Below are 18,801 nucleotides of genomic sequence, written 5' to 3'. Positions count from 1 at the left end.
CGAGGCACCTCATGATCCGCGAAGAATTCCTGCGCTTGGCCGCTGCCGGCTACAACCGTATCCCCCTGGCCTGCGAAACCCTGGCCGACTTCGACACGCCGCTGTCGATCTACCTGAAGCTGGCCGACGCGCCCAACTCCTACCTGCTTGAATCGGTACAGGGCGGCGAGAAGTGGGGCCGTTACTCGATCATCGGCCTGCCGTGCCGCACCGTCATGCGCGTGTACGACCATCACGTCAGCATCACCCATGACGGCGTCGAGATCGAAAGCCATGACGTCGAAGACCCACTGGCCTTCGTCGAAACCTTCAAGGCGCGCTACAACGTGCCGACCATCCCTGGGCTGCCGCGTTTCAACGGCGGCCTGGTCGGGTATTTCGGCTACGACTGCGTGCGTTATGTGGAAAAACGCCTGGGTAAATGCCCGAACCCCGATCCATTGGGCGTTCCGGACATTCTGCTGATGGTCTCCGACGCCGTGGTGGTGTTCGACAACCTCGCCGGCAAGATGCATGCAATCGTGCTGGCCGACCCCGCCCAGAGCGATGCGTTCGAGCAAGGCCTGGCCAGCCTCGAAGCCCTGCTGGAAAAACTGCGCCAGCCGATCACCCCGCGTCGCGGCCTGGACCTGCGCCGTCCGCCGGCGGCCGACCCGGTGTTCCGCTCCAGCTTTACCCAGGATGACTACGAGCGGGCGGTCGATACCATCAAGGAATACATCCTCGCCGGCGACTGCATGCAGGTGGTGCCGTCGCAACGCATGTCCATCGACTTCAAGGCCGCGCCGATCGACCTGTACCGCGCGCTGCGTTGCTTCAACCCGACGCCGTACATGTACTTCTTCAACTTCGGCGACTTCCACGTCGTCGGCAGTTCGCCGGAAGTGCTGGTGCGCGTCGAAGACAACCTGATCACCGTGCGCCCGATCGCCGGTACCCGCCCGCGTGGCGCGACCGAGGAAGCGGACCTGGCGCTCGAAGAAGAGCTGCTCAGCGACGACAAGGAAATCGCCGAGCACCTCATGCTGATCGACCTGGGCCGCAATGACACCGGGCGCGTCTCGGAAATCGGTTCGGTGAAGTTGACCGAGAAGATGGTCATCGAGCGCTACTCCAACGTGATGCACATCGTCTCCAACGTCACCGGCGAATTGAAGGCCGGCCTGACCGCGATGGACGCGCTGCGGGCGATTCTGCCGGCGGGCACCTTGTCGGGCGCGCCGAAGATTCGCGCGATGGAGATCATCGACGAGCTCGAGCCGGTCAAGCGCGGTGTCTACGGCGGCGCCGTGGGCTATTTCGCCTGGAACGGCAACATGGACACCGCCATTGCGATTCGCACGGCAGTGATCAAGGACGGGGAACTGCATGTGCAGGCCGGTGGCGGGATCGTCGCCGACTCGGTGCCGGCCCTCGAATGGGAAGAAACCCTGAACAAGCGCCGCGCCATGTTCCGTGCAGTGGCGTTGGCTGAACAGACCCCCCAGGGCTAAGAATTCTTGAGGTTTCCCCCATGTTGCTGATGATTGATAACTACGACTCCTTTACCTACAACGTTGTGCAGTACCTGGGCGAGCTTGGTGCCGAGGTCAAGGTGGTGCGCAACGACGAACTGACCGTCGCCGAAATCGCCGCCCTGAACCCGGAGCGCATTGTGGTTTCGCCGGGGCCCTGCACGCCGACCGAGGCGGGCATCTCCCTGGAGGCGATCAAATACTTCGCCGGCAAGCTGCCGATCCTCGGCGTGTGCCTGGGCCACCAGTCCATCGGCCAGGCGTTTGGCGGTGAGGTGGTGCGGGCGCGCCAAGTGATGCACGGCAAGACCAGCCCGGTGTTCCATAAAAACCTCGGTGTGTTCGAAGACCTCAACCTGCCGGTCACCGTGACGCGCTACCATTCGCTGGTGGTCAAGCGCGAAACCCTGCCCGACTGCCTGGAATTGACCGCCTGGACCCAGCTGGAAGACGGCTCGGTCGACGAGATCATGGGCTTGCGCCACAAGACACTGAACATCGAAGGGGTGCAGTTTCACCCCGAGTCGATCCTGACCGAGCAGGGCTACGAGCTGTTCGCCAACTTTCTCAAGCAGAGCGGCGGCACGCGCTAAGGACTTTTCATGGATATCAAGACTGCCCTGAGCCGTATCGTCGGCCATCTGGACCTGAGCACCGCGGAAATGAGCGATGTGATGCGTGAGATCATGACCGGTCAATGCACCGACGCGCAGATCGGCGCGTTCATGATGGCGATGCGTATGAAGAGCGAGAGCATCGACGAAATCGTCGGCGCCGTGTCGGTGATGCGCGAGCTGGCGGACAAGGTCGAGCTCAAGACCCTCGACGGCGTGGTCGATGTGGTCGGCACCGGCGGCGACGGTGCGAATATTTTCAACGTGTCCACGGCGGCCTCCTTCGTGGTCGCGGCAGCGGGTTGCACCGTGGCCAAACACGGCAACCGAGCGGTGTCCGGCAAAAGCGGTAGCGCGGATCTGCTCGAAGCGGCCGGGATCTACCTGAACCTGACCCCCGTACAAGTGGCGCGCTGCATCGACAACGTGGGCATTGGCTTCATGTTTGCGCAGTCCCACCACGGCGCGATGAAACACGCCGCCGGCCCGCGCAAGGATCTCGGCCTGCGCACCCTGTTCAACATGCTCGGCCCGCTTACGAATCCGGCCGGTGTGAAGCATCAGGTGGTCGGCGTGTTCAGCCAGGCGTTGTGCCGGCCGTTGGCCGAAGTGTTGCAGCGCCTGGGCAGCAAGCATGTGCTGGTGGTGCATTCCAAAGACGGCCTGGACGAATTCAGCCTGGCGGCGCCGACCTTTGTGGCGGAGCTGAAGAATGATCAGATCACCGAATATTGGGTCGAGCCTGAAGATCTCGGCATGAAGAGCCAGAGCCTGCACGGCCTGGCGGTGGAAAGCCCGGCGGACTCCCTGGCGCTGATTCAGGACGCCTTGGGGCGTCGCAAGACCGAAAACGGCCAGAAAGCCGCCGAAATGATTGTGCTCAATGCCGGTGCCGCGCTTTATGCCGCCGATCACGCCTATAGTCTTAACGAAGGCGTGGCCCTCGCGCATGATGCATTGCACACCGGCCTTGCCCGCGAGAAGCTCGAAGAACTGGGGGCCTTTACTGCGGTGTTCAAGATGGAGAATGAAGGATGAGTGTGCCGACCGTTCTGGAAAAGATCCTGGCCCGCAAAGCCGAAGAAGTCGCTGAACGCCGTGCCCGCGTGAGCCTGGCCGAGCTGGAAAGCCGGGCGAAAATCGCCGATGCGCCGCGTGGCTTCGCCAAGGCCTTGATCGCTCAGGCCAAGCTCAAGCAGCCGGCTGTCATCGCTGAAATCAAGAAGGCCTCGCCAAGCAAAGGCGTGATCCGCGAAAACTTCGTACCGGCCGACATCGCCACCAGCTATGAGAGAGGCGGGGCGACTTGCCTCTCCGTGCTGACTGATGTCGATTTCTTCCAGGGTTCCGACCTGTTCCTGCAACAGGCCCGCGCCGCGTGCAAGTTGCCGGTGATCCGCAAGGACTTCATGATCGATCCATACCAGATCGTTGAAGCCCGTGCCCTGGGCGCCGACTGTGTGCTGCTGATCGTCTCCGCGCTGGATGACGTGAAGATGGCCGAGCTGGCGGCCGTGGCCAAAAGCGTCGGCCTCGACGTGCTGGTGGAAGTCCACGACGGCGATGAGCTGGAACGTGCGCTGAAAACCCTCGACACACCGCTGGTGGGGGTCAACAACCGCAACCTGCACACCTTCGAAGTCAGCCTGGAAAACACCCTCGACCTGCTGCCGCGTATCCCGCGCGACCGCCTGGTGATTACCGAAAGCGGCATCGTTAACCGCGCCGACGTGGAGCTGATGGAAATCAGCGACGTGTATTCGTTCCTGGTGGGCGAGACCTTCATGCGCGCCGAGAACCCGGGCGCCGAACTGCAACGCCTGTTCTTCCCGGAGCGTGGTGTGGCAGTCAGCGGTTCGACCCTGGATTGATCAAACCGCGGTCAGTATTTGAAGTGCGGTCAACATGTGGGAGGGGGCAAGCCCCCTCCCACATTCACATTGGGTTTTGTATTTATTCAGCGAGGTAGGTGTTCGATGATCCAGCCAGTGTCGATGAGCGTCGAAGCCGGGCTTGCTGCCGAGCAAAACCTGCTGGCGGCTGTTTGTGCTGGGGAGCAGGCGTTTGGCCTGCTGTTCTGGCAGCCCAGTGATCAGGCATTGGTGATGCCGCGGCGCTTGAGCCGACTGCCGGGGTTTGACGTGGCCAGCCAAGTGTCAGCCGCGGCCGGCTGGCCGGTGCTGTTACGCGAAACCGGCGGCGAGCCGGTGCCGCAATCAAACGCCACGGTCAATATCGCCCTGGTCTACGCACCGCCGCGCAGCGAAGGCGACCAGGGGCGCATCGAAACCGGCTACCTGCGTTTGTGCCAGCCGATCTGTGACTTGCTGATCGAACTGGGCGGCGATGCTTCCGTCGGCGAAATCGACGGCGCGTTCTGCGACGGCCGCTACAACGTCAACCTCAATGGCCGCAAAATGGTCGGCACCGCCCAGCGCTGGCGCCAAAGTGGTGGCCGTCCGGTGGGGCTGGTACACGGAGCCTTGTTGCTGGACAACGATCGCGAAGAACTGATCGCGGCGGTCAATCGCTTCAATCAAGCCTGCGGCCTGGAACAGCGCGTTCGCGCCGACAGCCATATCGCCCTGCACGAAGCCTTCCCCGCACCGGACGCGCTCAGCCGGCTGGATGTGCTGTACCGGCAGATGCTGGCCAGCTTCCTGCCGGTTTAACGGGTGCCGAACACCACCATCGTCTTGCCTTTGACGTCTACCAGGTTGCGTTCTTCCAGATCCTTGAGCACGCGACCGACCATCTCCCGTGAACAACCGACAATGCGCCCGATCTCCTGGCGCGTGACTTTGATCTGCATGCCATCGGGGTGAGTCATCGCGTCGGGCTGCTTGCACAGCTCCAACAGGCAGCGGGCCACACGGCCGGTGACATCAAAGAATGCCAGGTCGCCGACTTTGCGCGTGGTGTCCCGCAGGCGCTGGGCAATCTGGCCGCTCAGTGCATAAAGGATGTCGGGATCGTGCTGGGTCAGTTCACGAAACTTCGTGTAACTGATCTCGGCCACTTCGCTCTCGATTTTGGTCCGCACCCAGGCACTGCGCTCCTGTTCTTTGCCAGCTTGTTCAAATAACCCCAGCTCGCCGAAGAAATCGCCGGTATTGAGGTAGGCAATGATCATCTCGCGGCCGTCTTCATCCTCGATCAGGATGGTGACCGAGCCCTTGATAATGAAGAACAGTGTTTCGGAGCGTTCGCCTGCGCAGATGATGTTGTGCTTGGCCGGGTAACGACGACTCTGGCAATGCGTCAGCAGTCTGTCGAGATTCTTGATCTTGGGTATGGGAGTAAAAGCAACCATGGTTGTATCCCGAAAAAGACTGCACAGGGTGGTTGGATTTGTTTTTATCCAGCTGTATCTGCATTGATACACGTTGTACAAAGGATGGCAATGCGCCATTCATTTGGCGCCAGCTTACCAGACACATTGTGACTCGATTAGCCAATTTACCGGGTAACTGTGGCGATTGATGGTTTTACGCGCAAAAGCTGCCGGCCGCGGGCCGTGTGCTAAGCTGGCGACCCTTTTTTAGCAGTGGAGTCTGGGCGATGAAGGCACGCATCCAATGGGCGGGCGAAGCCATGTTCCTCGGTGAGTCGGGCAGTGGCCATGTCGTGGTCATGGACGGTCCGCCGGAAGCCGGTGGCCGCAACCTGGGCGTACGCCCGATGGAAATGCTCCTGCTTGGTGTAGGCGGTTGCAGCAATTTCGACGTGGTCAGCATTTTGAAAAAGTCCCGCCAGGCCGTGGAAAGCTGCGAAGCCTTCCTCGAAGCCGAGCGTGCGACTGAAGATCCCAAGGTGTTCACCAAGATCCACATGCATTTCGTGGTCAAGGGCCGGGCGCTGAAAGAAGCCCAGGTCAAACGTGCCATCGAGCTGTCGGCCGAGAAGTATTGCTCGGCGTCGATCATGCTGGGCGCGGCCGGTGTCGCCATTACCCATGATTACGAAATCATTGAGTTGGGCTGATCCAGGGATTCGTCGGCAATAAAGACAGGGCGCTTTGATAGCGCCCTTTTTTGCAGGTTAGATGCGGTAGGTGCTTTTGGTCATGACCTTGGCCATCAGGCTCATGCCAAACCTCACCGGCGCCGGGAAGCGGAAACCACCGGCGTCCAGTGCGCTTTCTGCGTGGTGTTCTTCGTCGATACGCATCTGTTCAAGAATCGCCCGGGACTTTTCGTCTTCGGTCGGTAACTGTTCCAGGTGCTCATCCAGGTGCTTGCATACTTGCTGTTCCGTGGCCGCGACAAACCCCAGGCTGACTTTGTCGCTGATCAAGCCGGCTGCGGCGCCAATCCCAAACGACAGGCCATAGAACAGCGGGTTCAGCACGCTGGGATGGCTGCCCAACTGGCGAATGCGTTGCTCGCACCAGGCCAGGTGGTCGATTTCTTCCTCGGCGGCATGCTCCATGGCTGCGCGCACTTGCGGCAGCTTGGCGGTCAGCGCCTGGCCCTGGTACAGCGCCTGGGCACAGACTTCGCCGGTATGGTTGATACGCATCAGGCCGGCGACGTGGCGGGTGTCGGTCTCGTTCATCTGTGCATCGGGCTGCACGATGGCGGGCGACGGGCGATACGGCTGGCCGCTGAATGGCAGCAGCGTGCGTATGGCCGTGTCGGCTTGCAACAACAGACGGTCAATTGGCGAGTAGTGACGTTGGGTAGTCATGCTGACCTCCGGGAAGAATCTCGGCGGCCAGTTTACCGCAAGAGAGGGCGAAGCGTTTGCGTTGAGTCAAGGGCATGGGGTCGCATGCGGGAGGCCGGCGACCCGTGTGTCAGGCGTATCAGCCCGGCGGCCAGTTCATCTGGCGCTGACCCAGCACATGCATGTGGATATGGTAAACGGTCTGTCCACCGTCTTCATTGCAGTTCATCACCACACGAAAACCCTTCTCGCAGCCCTGTTCCAGGGCCAGGCGCTGAGCGGTGAACAGGATGTGCCCAGCCAGGGTTTTGTCGCTTTCGGTCAGATCGTTCAGGGTGCGGATCGGTTTTTTCGGGATAACCAGAAAATGTACCGGCGCTTGTGGGGCGATATCGTGGAAGGCGAGGACCTGATCATCTTCATAGATGATCTTCGCGGGTATTTCTCTGTTGATGATCTTGGTGAACAGAGTATCCAAAGCTGTTTCTCCATGGTGAATGTGCAGGGTGAGTGTACTCAGGCCTTCAGCGCGGGCAATAGGCCTTGTTGATCGCGCCGGCGAGCTTGCGGGTCAGCCAGCGTGGGCTCAAGCGCGGACTGAAGGCGAGCCAGCGATTGCGGCGGCCGGGGATGATGATGGCTTGGTTTTTTTCCAGGGCGCGCACGGTGTAGAGCGCCACTTCCTCCGGGCTCATCAAGTGCGCGCTGCGCTCGAGCTTGGCGGTGTCCATTTGCGCCGTGCCGAAGAAGGCCGTGCGCGTCGGGCCGGGGCACAGCACCGAGACCTTGATGCCGCAGGTTTTCAATTCTTCGCGCAGACCTTCGGAGAAGTGCAATACATAGGCTTTGCTGGCGTAGTAACTGCTCATCCACGGGCCGGGTTGGAATGCGGCGATCGAGGCGACGTTGAGGATCTGCCCGCCGCCATGCAGGGCCATGGCATTGCCGAGGGCGTGACACATACGGGTCAGGGCGAGGATGTTGACTTCGATCAGGTCCTGCTCGGTCATCCAGTCCTGGGCCAGGAACGGCCCGCTGGTGCCCATGCCGGCGCAGTTGACCAGCAAGTCGATCTGCCGCTCGCCTTCCTCAAGCTCCAACAGGAACCCGGACAAACGCAGCGGCTCACCCAGGTCGCAGGCGCGGAACAGCACCTCGACGCCGAAGCGTTGCGTCAATTCGATTGCAATGCTTTCCAACTGATCACGCTGGCGGGCCACCAGAATCAAGCTGCGGCCACGCCGGGCCAGTGCTTCGGCCAAGGCCAGGCCGATGCCGCTGGAGGCACCGGTGATCAGAGCGTAACGGGTCATGCCTTTCTCCATCGCAACGCCGCCGGACCTGTGACAGAGGCATCACAGGCGGCGGGCGTTTTTTCACTGTTCTGGAGAGTCTACAGGTTCGGCCGCGTCGTCAGCACTTTGCACGTCTTCTTCATTGACGATCACGCTTTGATCGGCGTCTTCATCGGAGGTGATGGAGCTGCTTTCGTAGCTGCTGTCCACGTTGCTTTCGAGTTGGTCCAGGTAGCCGTTCATCCCCAAGGCCATCAAGATGATGAGCATCAACGGAATAAACGCCAGCCACAGGGAGGCCAGGACTTTCACTGCCGTGGAATTGCGCGGTGGCGGCGCACCGTACTGGTTGGCGCCGGTGTTACCTGGCAACACCAGCAGCAGCAGCGGGAAAATGCTGTTCACCAGCGGCACCAGGTTCAGCAGGTACAGCCAGCCGGACCAGCCCAGGTCGTGCAGACGCTGCACGCCGATTTGCACGCTGACCCAGACAATCGCCACGAACAGCGCGAAACCCAGCAGCGAGCCCAGGATGATGCCCGCCGTCGGCGAAGCGGTCGCCACGGCGAAGCCGGCAGTGGCGAGGATGCCCGAGGCGACGAGCATCGCGACGGTGAGTACCAGCGTCCAGGCCAGGTAGCGCAGGCGACCGATGCGGCCATGGATCGTGAAGATCTTGAGCTCGGCGTACTCCGGCAAATCGTCACCCACTGCGGCACGCGGTGGTGCATACGGGGAGGCGGCAGGGCGGGCAGAGGGCTCGGTCTCGTGGGTTTCGTCAAGGCTGAAGGCCACGGGCTGTTCGGCTTCGATACGCGCGTCGATCCCGGCGTTCTTCAACGCGGTGAGGTAGGTTTCGGCATCGGGGCGCGCGAGGTCGCGCTTGAGGGCGACGGGGCGACCGGTAAAGAGCTTCTCGATGGCCTCAACGTTGCTTTTGAACAATTCGGCGAGATTCAGTTTAGCGGTGGTGCTTTCGACACCCGGGAGCAGGGCTCCATCAAACACAATCTTGAAACGGTTGTCGCTCATGCGGGCATCCTTGTCATGTTACAGGGGGGGGGGGGCAGGCCCGCTTCAATGAGCGGGTCCGGCAAGTGTATCAGCGCGGCCAGCGCAACTGTGCCGCCTTCTCGCGGGCTTCGCGGTATTCGGCATCCAGGCGCGCAACGAGTTCATCGACGCCGGGCAAATCATCGATTTCACCGACGCCCTGGCCGGCAGACCATACGGTCTTCCAGGCCTTGGCCTCGTCGTTCAGCGGCTTGAGCTTGGCGCCGAAATTGACTTCGCCTTTGCCTTGCAGGGCGGCCAGGTCGAAACCGGCGTTTGCCAGGCTCTGGCGCATGAAGCTCGCGGGCACGCCGGAGACTGCGGCAGTGTGCACGATGTCGACGGCGCCTGATGTGAGCAGCATCTCTTTATACGCATCCGGCGCGTGGCTTTCGGCGGTGGCGATAAACCGCGTGCCCAGATACGCCAGGTCCGCGCCCAGCAACTGGGCGGCCAGGATCTCGTGCCCGTGGTTGAGGCAGCCGGCCAGCAGCAGGGTTTTGTCGAAGAACTGGCGAATCTCGGCGATCAACGCGAACGGGCTCCAGGTGCCGGCATGGCCACCGGCGCCGGCGGCCACGGCGATCAGGCCGTCCACCCCGGCTTCGGCGGCTTTCTCGGCGTGACGTCGAGTGGTGACGTCATGGAAGACCAGGCCGCCGTAGCTGTGTACCGCATCGACCAACGCCTTCACCGCGCCGAGGCTGGTGATGACGATCGGCACCTTGTGCTCGACGCAGATCGCCAGGTCTGCCTCCAACCGTGGGTTGCTGTGGTGGACGATGAGGTTGACGGCGTAGGGCGCAGGGTTGCTCAACTGCGCCAGGCCCGCTTCGATTTCCTCCAGCCAGGCCTTGAAACCACTGCTTTCGCGCTGGTTCAGTGCCGGGAAACTTCCGACCACGCCATTGCGGCAGCACGCCAGGACCAGTTGCGGATTGGAAATCAGGAACATCGGCGCGGCCACGACGGGCAGGCGCAGATGTTGTTCAAGCAAAGCGGGCAGCGACATTGGAGGTACCCCGAGGCATTGACGTTAGAACGGTTTGACCACGACCAGAATTACGATAGCCAGCAATATCAGAACCGGGAATTCATTGAACCAGCGATAAAAGACATGGCTGCGGGTGTTTTCGCCACGGGCGAAGCGTTTTACCTGTGCGCCGCACATGTGGTGGTAACCGATCAGCAGAACGACCAGGGTCAGCTTGACGTGGAGCCAGGCGCCCATATGGAAGAGGCCGGGGTTGAGGGCGATCATCCAGATGCCGAAGACCAGCGTGGCAAGCATCGACGGGCCCATGATGCCTCGATACAGCTTGCGCTCCATGACGCTGAAGCGTTCCTTGCTGACGGTGTCTTCGCTTTGGGCGTGGTAGACGAACAGGCGCGGCAGGTAGAACAGCCCGGCAAACCAGCACACGATGCTGACGATATGGAAGGCTTTGACCCATAGATAAAGCATTTTTAGTTATTCCCAGGTTCACGGTAACTGAAGATAGTAGTGGCTCATGCGTCCTTACGTCACCTTGGCGGTTGTCGCAGGACAATGCGGCCCCTATTATCGACGGCTTTCCAGTGGGTTCTTTGAGGGCAGGTTTATGGTCAAGGTCGGTATCGTCGGCGGCACGGGTTACACCGGTGTCGAATTGCTGCGTCTGTTGGCGCAGCATCCGCAAGCTGAGGTGGTGGTCATCACTTCCCGATCCGAGGCCGGCCTGGCTGTGGCCGATATGTACCCGAACCTGCGAGGCCATTACGACGGCCTGGCGTTCAGTGTACCGGACATCAAGACCCTCGGCGCCTGTGACGTGGTGTTCTTTGCCACCCCCCACGGCGTGGCCCATGCGCTGGCCGGCGAGTTGCTGGCCGCGGGCACCAAGGTCATCGATCTGTCGGCGGACTTCCGCCTGCAGGATGCCGACGAGTGGGCCAAATGGTACGGCCAGCCACACGGCGCGCCGCAGCTGTTGGAAGAGGCGGTGTACGGCCTGCCGGAAGTCAATCGTGAGCAGATCAAGCAAGCGCGCCTGATCGCTGTGCCGGGTTGCTATCCGACCGCGACGCAGCTGGGCTTCCTGCCATTGCTCGAAGCCGGGCTGGCCGACGTTTCGCGCTTGATTGCCGACTGCAAGTCGGGCGTCAGCGGCGCCGGGCGTGGGGCGGCGGTGGGGTCGCTATACTCCGAGACGTCGGAAAGCATGAAGGCCTACGCGGTAAAAGGGCATCGTCATCTGCCGGAAATCCGCCAGGGGCTGCGTCGCGCCGCCGGTAAGGATGTGGGGCTGACCTTCGTGCCGCACCTGACTCCGATGATCCGTGGCATTCACTCGACACTGTATGCGACGGTGGTGGATCGCTCGGTGGATTTGCAGGCGCTGTTTGAAAAGCGTTACGCCAACGAGCCGTTCGTCGATGTGATGCCGGCCGGCAGCCATCCGGAAACCCGCAGTGTGCGCGGCGCCAACGTGTGCCGGATTGCCGTGCATCGGCCGCAGGACGGTGATCTGGTGGTGGTGCTGTCGGTGATCGACAATCTGGTCAAGGGCGCTTCGGGCCAGGCGGTGCAGAACATGAACATCCTGTTCGGCCTGGATGAGAAGCTGGGCTTGTCCCACGCAGGCATGCTGCCGTAAGGCTGTCAGGTCGCCAAGCAGAAGGCCCGTCGATCGGGCCTTTTGTGTTTTTAATGGCGGCTGCGCAGATTGATATACCGTAACAATAGTTGACCGCTTTTCTAGGAGAAGCGGATAATACCGACCATTACGCATATGGCGGCGGTACGCCGGGAGATTATCAGCATGAGCGTTGAGTCCTTCACCCCCACGGCTTTGCAATTCACCCACGGTGCTGCGCACAAGGTGAAGAGCCTGGTCGATGAAGAGGGTAATGATCGCTTGAAGCTGCGCGTATTTGTTACGGGCGGCGGTTGTTCAGGGTTTCAGTACGGTTTTACCTTCGATGAAGAAGTGGCCGATGACGACACCATCGTCGAGCGCGAGGGCGTGAGCCTGGTTGTGGACCCCATGAGTTTCCAATACCTGGCAGGCGCCGAGGTGGATTACCAGGAAGGTCTGGAGGGTTCGCGTTTCGTGATCAAGAACCCTAATGCCACGACTACGTGTGGTTGCGGGTCTTCGTTCTCGATCTGATCGGTAGCGGATACAAAAACGCCGCTTGGCTTTGATCGGCCAAGCGGCGTTTTGCTGTCTGCGGATTCTGGCGGGCAGTCAGGCGGGGTAGATCGCGCCCAGCACCCGTAGCCCGCGTGCGCCAGTGACGCTGGGGCGGTTGGCGGCGATGCCTTCGAGGCAGCAATGGGCCAGCCACGCAAAGGCCATGGCTTCGACCCAGTCGGGGTCTACGCCGCAGGTGGCGGTGCTGCTGACCTGGGTCGATGGCAATAGCGTGGCCAGGCGCTTCATCAGCGTGCGGTTATGCGCGCCGCCGCCGCAGACAAGCAGGGTGTTTGTCTGGGGTTGGGCGGTTTGCAGGGCCTCGACGATGGTCAGGGCCGTCAGTTCCAGCAGCGTGGCCTGGATGTCCTGGGGGGCGAAGGCGGGCAAGCGCGCCAGGTGCTGTTGCAGCCATCCCAGGTTGAACACTTCGCGCCCGGTGCTTTTCGGGCCTTTGGTCAAGAAAAAAGGGTCACTGAGCAGCGCGTTGAGCAACTGAGGTTCGACTTTGCCGCTGGCGGCCCATTGACCCTCGCGATCAAAGTGTTCGCCGCGCTGTTGATGAATCCAGGCATCCAGCAAGACATTGCCTGGGCCGCAGTCGAAGCCGGCTACGGGTTTGCCGGTCTCGATCAGGCTGAGGTTGCTGAAACCTCCGACGTTCAAAACCGCACGATTCCCGCTGCGTTCGTCAAACAGTGCTTCATGAAAGGCCGGTACCAATGGCGCACCCTGACCACCTGCAGCAACGTCGCGGCTGCGGAAGTCGCTGACCACGGTGATGCCGGTCAATTCGGTGAGCAAGGCAGGGTTGCCGATCTGTACGGTGAAGCCGCGTGCCGGTTCATGGCGGATAGTCTGCCCATGGCTGCCGATCGCGCGAATGTCCTGGGGCTTGAGGTTGTGCTGGTCGAGCAGGGCATGGATGCCCTGGGCGGCGAGTGTCACCCAGTGCTGCTGGGCCATTGCCGAGCGGGCGATCTCATCCGGGCCGCTGGCGCACAGGCCAAGCAGCTCCGCGCGCAGGCTGTCTGGCATGGGGATGTAGTGAGTGGCGATCAGCTTGATCGCCGCCTCTTGTTCGATCAGGGCGATATCCAGGCCATCGAGGCTGGTCCCTGACATCACGCCTATATAGAGCGGCATACCTTAGCGCTTCGCCGAAGCCAGCAGGGTGGAGCGCTCCTGATCCATGCGTGCCATCAGCGGTTGGCTTTGTTGCATGAAACGCGCGCGTTCGGCCTTGGCGATCGGGTCGGCCATCGGCAGTTTCTGGCCCAGCGGGTCGACGTGTACGCCATTGACCTGGAATTCATAGTGCAAGTGTGGGCCGGTGGACAAGCCGGTCGTGCCGATATAGCCGATCACCTGGCCCTGCTTCACGTTGCCGCCGGTCTGTACGCCCTTGGCGAAGCCTTGCATGTGGCCATACAGCGTGCGGTAGGTGTTGCCGTGCTGGATGATCACGGTGTTGCCGTAACCGCCGCGACGTCCGGCCAACAGTACCTTGCCGTCACCTGCGGCCTTGATGGGCGTGCCGCGCGGCGCTGCATAGTCGACGCCTTTGTGGGCGCGGATTTTGTTCAGGATGGGGTGCTTGCGTCCCATGGAGAAGCGCGAGCTGATGCGGGCGAAATCCACAGGTGTGCGGATAAAGGCCTTGCGCATGCTGTTGCCATCAGCGGTGTAGTAACTGCTGTTGCCTTGTTTGTTGGTGTAGCGCACGGCGGTGTAGGTCTTGCCGCGGTTGGTAAAGCGCGCGGAGAGGATATTGCCGGTACCGACCACTTTGCCGTTGGCGACTTTCTGTTCGTAGATCACGTCGAATTCGTCACCCTGGCGGATGTCCTGAGCGAAGTCGATGTCGTAGCCAAACACGCTGGCCATGTCCATGGTCATGCTGTGGGACAAGCCGGCACGGGCGGCCGATTGCGACAGCGAGCTGTTGATGACGCCATGTACGTAGGCGGAGCGCATCACTGGCTTGGTGGTGATGCGATTGAACGCGAAACCCTTGGCACCCTTGGTCAGGGTGATGCTTTCCAGGTCGCTGAGGTTGCTGTGCAGGGTGTTCAGCTGGCCATCTGGGGTCAGTTCGAATTCGAGTTTTTGACCGCGTTTGAGCTGGGTGAATTGCTTGGCTTGTTTATCGCTGGCCAAGACCTCATTAACCGTAGTGGCAGGTAGGCCGACCTTCTCGAACAGGGTGGAAAGCGTGTCGCCCTTGCCGACGAGCACCTCGCGATGCTGAGGGCTCTTGGCCTGCGCTACGGCAGGTGCAGCCTGCTGCTGGGCGGTTTTGTCGGTTTCGTCCGGGGCGCTTTCGATCTGGGCAAACGGCGAATCGACGGGTGCATTTGTGGCTTGTTGCGCGTCGGAAGCGTCTTGATCTTGTGTCAGTTGTTCTGCGGGACTTTCCAGGTCAAGGCTCAGGGATGTTCGTTTGGCTTCTACGTCACTGGAAGGGAATACCAGGAGTGCCAGGCTCAGAAGGGCGGCGATACCACTTGCAGCGAGCAGGTGGGTCTTTGGGTAAAGCGGCGGCGCTTTAGACGGTTCTGTGGTCATAGGTAATTTTGACTTTGAAGATGAAATGGAAAAGATGACTGACATGATGAAGATGAAATAACTGTATAAAATATAACCAAATCATCTGTGACGCAAGCTCGCGAACGCCGGGCTTGTCGAACGGTGTCCGTGCGCAGGGCAAAACTTGTAATTAGTCCCTGATCTTGTATGGTTGGTTCCCTTTTGAATCTGAGCCTTGCGGGTCTGTTATGAAGTCGGTTGAAGAGCAGCTAGCGCTGATAAAACGTGGTGCGGAAGAACTGTTGGTCGAGGCGGAGCTGATCGAAAAGCTCAAGCGTGGCCAGCCCCTGCGTATCAAGGCCGGCTTTGATCCGACTGCGCCGGATCTGCACCTGGGCCATACCGTGCTTATCAATAAGCTGCGCCAGTTCCAGGACCTGGGGCATCAGGTGATCTTCCTTATAGGGGATTTCACCGGGATGATCGGTGATCCAAGCGGCAAGAGCGCCACGCGTCCGCCGCTGACCCGTGAACAGGTTCTCGAGAATGCCGAGACCTACAAGACCCAGGTGTTCAAGATTCTCGATCCGGCCAAGACCGAGGTGGCGTTCAACTCCACCTGGATGGACAAGATGGGGCCGGCGGACTTCATTCGTCTGACATCCCAGTACACCGTGGCGCGCATGCTTGAGCGCGATGACTTCGACAAGCGCTATTCGACCAACCAGCCGATCGCGATTCATGAGTTCCTGTACCCGCTGGTCCAGGGCTATGACTCGGTGGCGTTGCGCGCCGACGTTGAGTTGGGTGGCACCGATCAGAAGTTCAACCTTCTGATGGGGCGTGAGCTGCAGCGTGCGTATGGGCAAGAGGCTCAGTGCATTCTGACCATGCCGTTGCTGGAGGGGTTGGACGGCGTCAAGAAGATGTCCAAGTCCCTGGGCAACTATGTCGGTATCCAGGAAGCGCCGGGCGTGATGTACGGCAAGCTGGTTTCGATTCCGGATGCGCTGATGTGGCGTTACTTCGAGCTGTTGAGCTTCCGCTCGATGGATGAGATCAATGCGCTGCGTGCGGATGTCGAGGCGGGTGCCAATCCTCGCGACGTGAAGATCAAGCTGGCTGAAGAAATTGTTGCGCGTTTCCATGGCGAGGAAGCTGCGGCCAGTGCTCACCGTGCGGCGGGCAACCGGATGAAGGATGGTGAGCTGCCGGATGATCTGCCGGAGATCGAGCTGACTGCTGCCGAGGCAATGCCGATCGCGGCCGTCCTTAATAAGGCAGGCCTGGTGAAGAACTCGGCGGTCGCGCGTGACCTCTTGGGTTCCGGTGGTGTGCGTATCGATGGTGAAGTGGTTGATCGCACCTTTATATACGCGCTGGGTGCGACCCATGTTTGCCAGGCTGGGAAGAAGGCATTTGCGCGTATTACGCTCAAATCCGAATAAGTCTGAAATTAACTGTTGACGGCGATTTATATCTGTCTATAATTCGCCCCACTTCCGGCGCAGTCGAAACGGAAAACTCCTTGGTAAACAAAGAGTTACGCAAGATTCGACAGCGGCCTGCTTCAGTTCATCGAAGCCTGGAAGGAGTTGGTAGAGCAGGGTTGTTTGGCTCTATTAACGTTTCGATCTTCTCGGTCGAAAGCGGAGAAAAAGAGGTGTTGACAGTAGCGTGTAACGCTGTAGAATTCGCCTCCCGCTAACGAGAGATCGGAAGCGCAAGTGGTTGAAGTTACAAAGGAAACTTTGAAAACTTCTTAAAATAATCACTTGACAGCAAATGAGGCTGCTGTAGAATGCGCGCCTCGGTTGAGACGAAAGATCTTAACCAACCGCTCTTTAACAACTGAATCAAGCAATTCGTGTGGGTGCTTGTGGAGTCAGACTGATAGTCAACAAGATTATCAGCGTCACAAGTTACTCCGCGAGAAATCAAAGATGTAACCAACGATTGCTGAGCCAAGTTTAGGGTTTCTTAAAAACCCAAAGATGTTTGAACTGAAGAGTTTGATCATGGCTCAGATTGAACGCTGGCGGCAGGCCTAACACATGCAAGTCGAGCGGTAGAGAGAAGCTTGCTTCTCTTGAGAGCGGCGGACGGGTGAGTAATGCCTAGGAATCTGCCTGGTAGTGGGGGATAACGTTCGGAAACGGACGCTAATACCGCATACGTCCTACGGGAGAAAGCAGGGGACCTTCGGGCCTTGCGCTATCAGATGAGCCTAGGTCGGATTAGCTAGTTGGTGAGGTAATGGCTCACCAAGGCGACGATCCGTAACTGGTCTGAGAGGATGATCAGTCACACTGGAACTGAGACACGGTCCAGACTCCTACGGGAGGCAGCAGTGGGGAATATTGGACAATGGGCGAAAGCCTGATCCAGCCATGCCGCGTGTGTGAAGAAGGTCTTCGGATTGTAAAGCACTTTAAGTTGGGAGGAAGGGCAGTTACCTAATACGTGATTGTTTTGACGTTACCGACAGAATAAGCACCGGCTAACTCTGTGCCAGCAGCCGCGGTAATACAGAGGGTGCAAGCGTTAATCGGAATTACTGGGCGTAAAGCGCGCGTAGGTGGTTAGTTAAGTTGGATGTGAAATCCCCGGGCTCAACCTGGGAACTGCATTCAAAACTGACTGACTAGAGTATGGTAGAGGGTGGTGGAATTTCCTGTGTAGCGGTGAAATGCGTAGATATAGGAAGGAACACCAGTGGCGAAGGCGACCACCTGGACTGATACTGACACTGAGGTGCGAAAGCGTGGGGAGCAAACAGGATTAGATACCCTGGTAGTCCACGCCGTAAACGATGTCAACTAGCCGTTGGGAGCCTTGAGCTCTTAGTGGCGCAGCTAACGCATTAAGTTGACCGCCTGGGGAGTACGGCCGCAAGGTTAAAACTCAAATGAATTGACGGGGGCCCGCACAAGCGGTGGAGCATGTGGTTTAATTCGAAGCAACGCGAAGAACCTTACCAGGCCTTGACATCCAATGAACTTTCCAGAGATGGATTGGTGCCTTCGGGAGCATTGAGACAGGTGCTGCATGGCTGTCGTCAGCTCGTGTCGTGAGATGTTGGGTTAAGTCCCGTAACGAGCGCAACCCTTGTCCTTAGTTACCAGCACGTAATGGTGGGCACTCTAAGGAGACTGCCGGTGACAAACCGGAGGAAGGTGGGGATGACGTCAAGTCATCATGGCCCTTACGGCCTGGGCTACACACGTGCTACAATGGTCGGTACAGAGGGTTGCCAAGCCGCGAGGTGGAGCTAATCCCAGAAAACCGATCGTAGTCCGGATCGCAGTCTGCAACTCGACTGCGTGAAGTCGGAATCGCTAGTAATCGCGAATCAGAATGTCGCGGTGAATACGTTCCCGGGCCTTGTACACACCGCCCGTCACACCATGGGAGTGGGTTGCACCAGAAGTAGCTAGTCTAACCTTCGGGGGGACGGTTACCACGGTGTGATTCATGACTGGGGTGAAGTCGTAACAAGGTAGCCGTAGGGGAACCTGCGGCTGGATCACCTCCTTAATCGACGACATCAGCTGCTCCATAAGTTCCCACACGAATTGCTTGATTCATTGAAGAAGACGATAAGAAGCAGCCCGAAATTGGGTCTGTAGCTCAGTTGGTTAGAGCGCACCCCTGATAAGGGTGAGGTCGGCAGTTCGAATCTGCCCAGACCCACCAATTTTGTGTGGGAACCTGTAGAAATACGGGGCCATAGCTCAGCTGGGAGAGCGCCTGCCTTGCACGCAGGAGGTCAACGGTTCGATCCCGTTTGGCTCCACCACTACTGCTTCTAGAAGTTGAAAGCTTAGAAATGAGCATTCCATCGTGATGATGGTGAATGTTGATTTCTAGTCTTTGATTAGATCGTTCTTTAAAAATTTGGGTATGTGATAGAAAGATAGACTGAACGTTACTTTCACTGGTAACGGATCAG

The 18,801-nt window shown here is 59.5% G+C and carries 18 protein-coding genes, 2 tRNA genes and 1 rRNA gene; 12 read left to right on the top strand and 9 right to left on the bottom strand.

Annotated elements, in window-relative coordinates; all coding sequences use genetic code 11:
* Positions 1-11: 11 nt before the first annotated feature.
* From trpE to PverR02_RS28665, 5 genes are all read left to right on the top strand, one after another.
* Positions 12-1,493, top strand: coding sequence for an anthranilate synthase component I (trpE, locus tag PverR02_RS28685; protein ID WP_046381870.1), 1,482 nt, complete (start codon positions 12-14; stop codon positions 1,491-1,493).
* A 20-nt stretch (positions 1,494-1,513) separates the two neighbouring features.
* Positions 1,514-2,107, top strand: a complete 594-nt coding sequence (locus PverR02_RS28680; RefSeq protein ID WP_079444814.1) for an aminodeoxychorismate/anthranilate synthase component II — start codon at positions 1,514-1,516, stop codon at positions 2,105-2,107.
* Positions 2,108-2,116: 9 nt separating this feature from the next.
* On the top strand, positions 2,117-3,166 hold the full coding sequence (trpD, locus tag PverR02_RS28675; RefSeq protein ID WP_017847791.1) for an anthranilate phosphoribosyltransferase: 1,050 nt from the start codon (positions 2,117-2,119) through the stop codon (positions 3,164-3,166).
* Positions 3,163-3,999, top strand: coding sequence for an indole-3-glycerol phosphate synthase TrpC (gene trpC, locus PverR02_RS28670; protein WP_079444813.1), 837 nt, complete (start codon positions 3,163-3,165; stop codon positions 3,997-3,999). Before trpD ends, trpC begins: the two co-directional genes overlap by 4 nt.
* A 105-nt stretch (positions 4,000-4,104) precedes the next feature.
* The gene (locus PverR02_RS28665) at positions 4,105-4,800 is read left to right on the top strand and encodes a lipoate--protein ligase family protein (RefSeq protein WP_079444812.1); all 696 of its coding nucleotides are present in this window, start codon (positions 4,105-4,107) and stop codon (positions 4,798-4,800) included.
* Here the strand turns inward: PverR02_RS28665 and crp are convergent.
* The gene (gene crp, locus PverR02_RS28660) at positions 4,797-5,441 is read right to left on the bottom strand and encodes a cAMP-activated global transcriptional regulator CRP (protein WP_017847788.1); all 645 of its coding nucleotides are present in this window, start codon (positions 5,439-5,441) and stop codon (positions 4,797-4,799) included. The two genes, PverR02_RS28665 and crp, sit on opposite strands and share 4 nt — an antisense overlap.
* A gap of 248 nt (positions 5,442-5,689) precedes the next feature.
* On the opposite strand from crp, the gene PverR02_RS28655 reads away from it, so the two are divergent.
* Positions 5,690-6,112: an OsmC family protein gene (locus PverR02_RS28655; protein WP_005792019.1), complete on the top strand. Its 423-nt coding sequence runs from the start codon at positions 5,690-5,692 to the stop codon at positions 6,110-6,112.
* A gap of 57 nt (positions 6,113-6,169) precedes the next feature.
* Here the strand turns inward: PverR02_RS28655 and coq7 are convergent, their stop codons facing one another.
* The 6 genes from coq7 to hemJ all read right to left on the bottom strand — a co-directional run bounded on the left by coq7 (position 6,170) and on the right by hemJ (position 10,609).
* Positions 6,170-6,817, bottom strand: a complete 648-nt coding sequence (coq7, locus tag PverR02_RS28650; RefSeq protein ID WP_017847787.1) for a 2-polyprenyl-3-methyl-6-methoxy-1,4-benzoquinone monooxygenase — start codon at positions 6,815-6,817, stop codon at positions 6,170-6,172.
* A 118-nt stretch (positions 6,818-6,935) separates the two neighbouring features.
* A complete protein-coding gene (locus PverR02_RS28645; RefSeq protein ID WP_017847786.1) occupies positions 6,936-7,274 on the bottom strand; it encodes a histidine triad nucleotide-binding protein in 339 nt (112 codons plus the stop codon).
* A 46-nt stretch (positions 7,275-7,320) separates the two neighbouring features.
* Positions 7,321-8,109, bottom strand: a complete 789-nt coding sequence (locus PverR02_RS28640; RefSeq protein WP_017847785.1) for an SDR family NAD(P)-dependent oxidoreductase — start codon at positions 8,107-8,109, stop codon at positions 7,321-7,323.
* A 63-nt stretch (positions 8,110-8,172) separates the two neighbouring features.
* Complete coding sequence (locus PverR02_RS28635) at positions 8,173-9,123, bottom strand: DUF805 domain-containing protein (protein ID WP_017847784.1); 951 nt, start codon at positions 9,121-9,123, stop codon at positions 8,173-8,175.
* 70 nt (positions 9,124-9,193) lie between these two features.
* A complete protein-coding gene (locus tag PverR02_RS28630) occupies positions 9,194-10,156 on the bottom strand; it encodes an NAD(P)H-dependent flavin oxidoreductase (RefSeq protein WP_079444811.1) in 963 nt (320 codons plus the stop codon).
* A 24-nt stretch (positions 10,157-10,180) separates the two neighbouring features.
* On the bottom strand, positions 10,181-10,609 hold the full coding sequence (hemJ, locus tag PverR02_RS28625; protein ID WP_017847782.1) for a protoporphyrinogen oxidase HemJ: 429 nt from the start codon (positions 10,607-10,609) through the stop codon (positions 10,181-10,183).
* 136 nt (positions 10,610-10,745) lie between these two features.
* On the opposite strand from hemJ, the gene argC reads away from it, so the two are divergent.
* Positions 10,746-11,780 carry an N-acetyl-gamma-glutamyl-phosphate reductase gene (argC, locus tag PverR02_RS28620; RefSeq protein ID WP_017847781.1) on the top strand — a complete coding sequence of 345 codons (1,035 nt, stop codon included), beginning with the start codon at positions 10,746-10,748 and terminating at the stop codon, positions 11,778-11,780.
* Between the two features lie 165 nt (positions 11,781-11,945).
* The gene (gene erpA, locus PverR02_RS28615; RefSeq protein WP_007906865.1) at positions 11,946-12,296 is read left to right on the top strand and encodes an iron-sulfur cluster insertion protein ErpA; all 351 of its coding nucleotides are present in this window, start codon (positions 11,946-11,948) and stop codon (positions 12,294-12,296) included.
* A 78-nt stretch (positions 12,297-12,374) separates the two neighbouring features.
* Here erpA and PverR02_RS28610 read toward each other — a convergent pair whose 3' ends face one another.
* Complete coding sequence (locus PverR02_RS28610) at positions 12,375-13,466, bottom strand: anhydro-N-acetylmuramic acid kinase (protein ID WP_026140132.1); 1,092 nt, start codon at positions 13,464-13,466, stop codon at positions 12,375-12,377.
* Positions 13,467-13,469: 3 nt separating this feature from the next.
* The gene (locus PverR02_RS28605; protein ID WP_046381874.1) at positions 13,470-14,888 is read right to left on the bottom strand and encodes a peptidoglycan DD-metalloendopeptidase family protein; all 1,419 of its coding nucleotides are present in this window, start codon (positions 14,886-14,888) and stop codon (positions 13,470-13,472) included.
* Between the two features lie 209 nt (positions 14,889-15,097).
* Here PverR02_RS28605 and tyrS point away from each other — a divergent pair, with 209 nt between their 5' ends.
* The 4 genes from tyrS to PverR02_RS28580 all read left to right on the top strand — a co-directional run bounded on the left by tyrS (position 15,098) and on the right by PverR02_RS28580 (position 18,648).
* On the top strand, positions 15,098-16,297 hold the full coding sequence (gene tyrS, locus PverR02_RS28600; protein WP_017847777.1) for a tyrosine--tRNA ligase: 1,200 nt from the start codon (positions 15,098-15,100) through the stop codon (positions 16,295-16,297).
* 552 nt (positions 16,298-16,849) lie between these two features.
* A 16S ribosomal RNA gene (locus PverR02_RS28590) occupies positions 16,850-18,386 on the top strand.
* A gap of 82 nt (positions 18,387-18,468) precedes the next feature.
* Positions 18,469-18,545 (top strand) — tRNA-Ile (locus tag PverR02_RS28585).
* 27 nt (positions 18,546-18,572) lie between these two features.
* Positions 18,573-18,648 (top strand) — tRNA-Ala (locus tag PverR02_RS28580).
* Positions 18,649-18,801: the final 153 nt, after the last annotated feature.

It is taken from the genome of Pseudomonas veronii, assembly GCF_002028325.1.
In the GTDB taxonomy this organism is placed as follows: domain Bacteria; phylum Pseudomonadota; class Gammaproteobacteria; order Pseudomonadales; family Pseudomonadaceae; genus Aquipseudomonas; species Aquipseudomonas veronii.
Note: the sequence above shows the minus strand (reverse complement) of the source record. Positions and strands in the feature narration are given on the sequence as shown.

Coding starts and splice junctions, on each gene's coding strand:
- trpE (WP_046381870.1), top strand. CDS start 12: ATGATCCGCGAAGAATTCCTGCGCTTGGCCGCTGCCGGCTACAACCGT.
- PverR02_RS28680 (WP_079444814.1), top strand. CDS start 1,514: ATGTTGCTGATGATTGATAACTACGACTCCTTTACCTACAACGTTGTG.
- trpD (WP_017847791.1), top strand. CDS start 2,117: ATGGATATCAAGACTGCCCTGAGCCGTATCGTCGGCCATCTGGACCTG.
- trpC (WP_079444813.1), top strand. CDS start 3,163: ATGAGTGTGCCGACCGTTCTGGAAAAGATCCTGGCCCGCAAAGCCGAA.
- PverR02_RS28665 (WP_079444812.1), top strand. CDS start 4,105: ATGATCCAGCCAGTGTCGATGAGCGTCGAAGCCGGGCTTGCTGCCGAG.
- crp (WP_017847788.1), bottom strand. CDS start 5,441: ATGGTTGCTTTTACTCCCATACCCAAGATCAAGAATCTCGACAGACTG.
- PverR02_RS28655 (WP_005792019.1), top strand. CDS start 5,690: ATGAAGGCACGCATCCAATGGGCGGGCGAAGCCATGTTCCTCGGTGAG.
- coq7 (WP_017847787.1), bottom strand. CDS start 6,817: ATGACTACCCAACGTCACTACTCGCCAATTGACCGTCTGTTGTTGCAA.
- PverR02_RS28640 (WP_017847785.1), bottom strand. CDS start 8,109: ATGACCCGTTACGCTCTGATCACCGGTGCCTCCAGCGGCATCGGCCTG.
- PverR02_RS28635 (WP_017847784.1), bottom strand. CDS start 9,123: ATGAGCGACAACCGTTTCAAGATTGTGTTTGATGGAGCCCTGCTCCCG.
- PverR02_RS28630 (WP_079444811.1), bottom strand. CDS start 10,156: ATGTCGCTGCCCGCTTTGCTTGAACAACATCTGCGCCTGCCCGTCGTG.
- hemJ (WP_017847782.1), bottom strand. CDS start 10,609: ATGCTTTATCTATGGGTCAAAGCCTTCCATATCGTCAGCATCGTGTGC.
- argC (WP_017847781.1), top strand. CDS start 10,746: ATGGTCAAGGTCGGTATCGTCGGCGGCACGGGTTACACCGGTGTCGAA.
- erpA (WP_007906865.1), top strand. CDS start 11,946: ATGAGCGTTGAGTCCTTCACCCCCACGGCTTTGCAATTCACCCACGGT.
- PverR02_RS28610 (WP_026140132.1), bottom strand. CDS start 13,466: ATGCCGCTCTATATAGGCGTGATGTCAGGGACCAGCCTCGATGGCCTG.
- PverR02_RS28605 (WP_046381874.1), bottom strand. CDS start 14,888: ATGACCACAGAACCGTCTAAAGCGCCGCCGCTTTACCCAAAGACCCAC.
- tyrS (WP_017847777.1), top strand. CDS start 15,098: ATGAAGTCGGTTGAAGAGCAGCTAGCGCTGATAAAACGTGGTGCGGAA.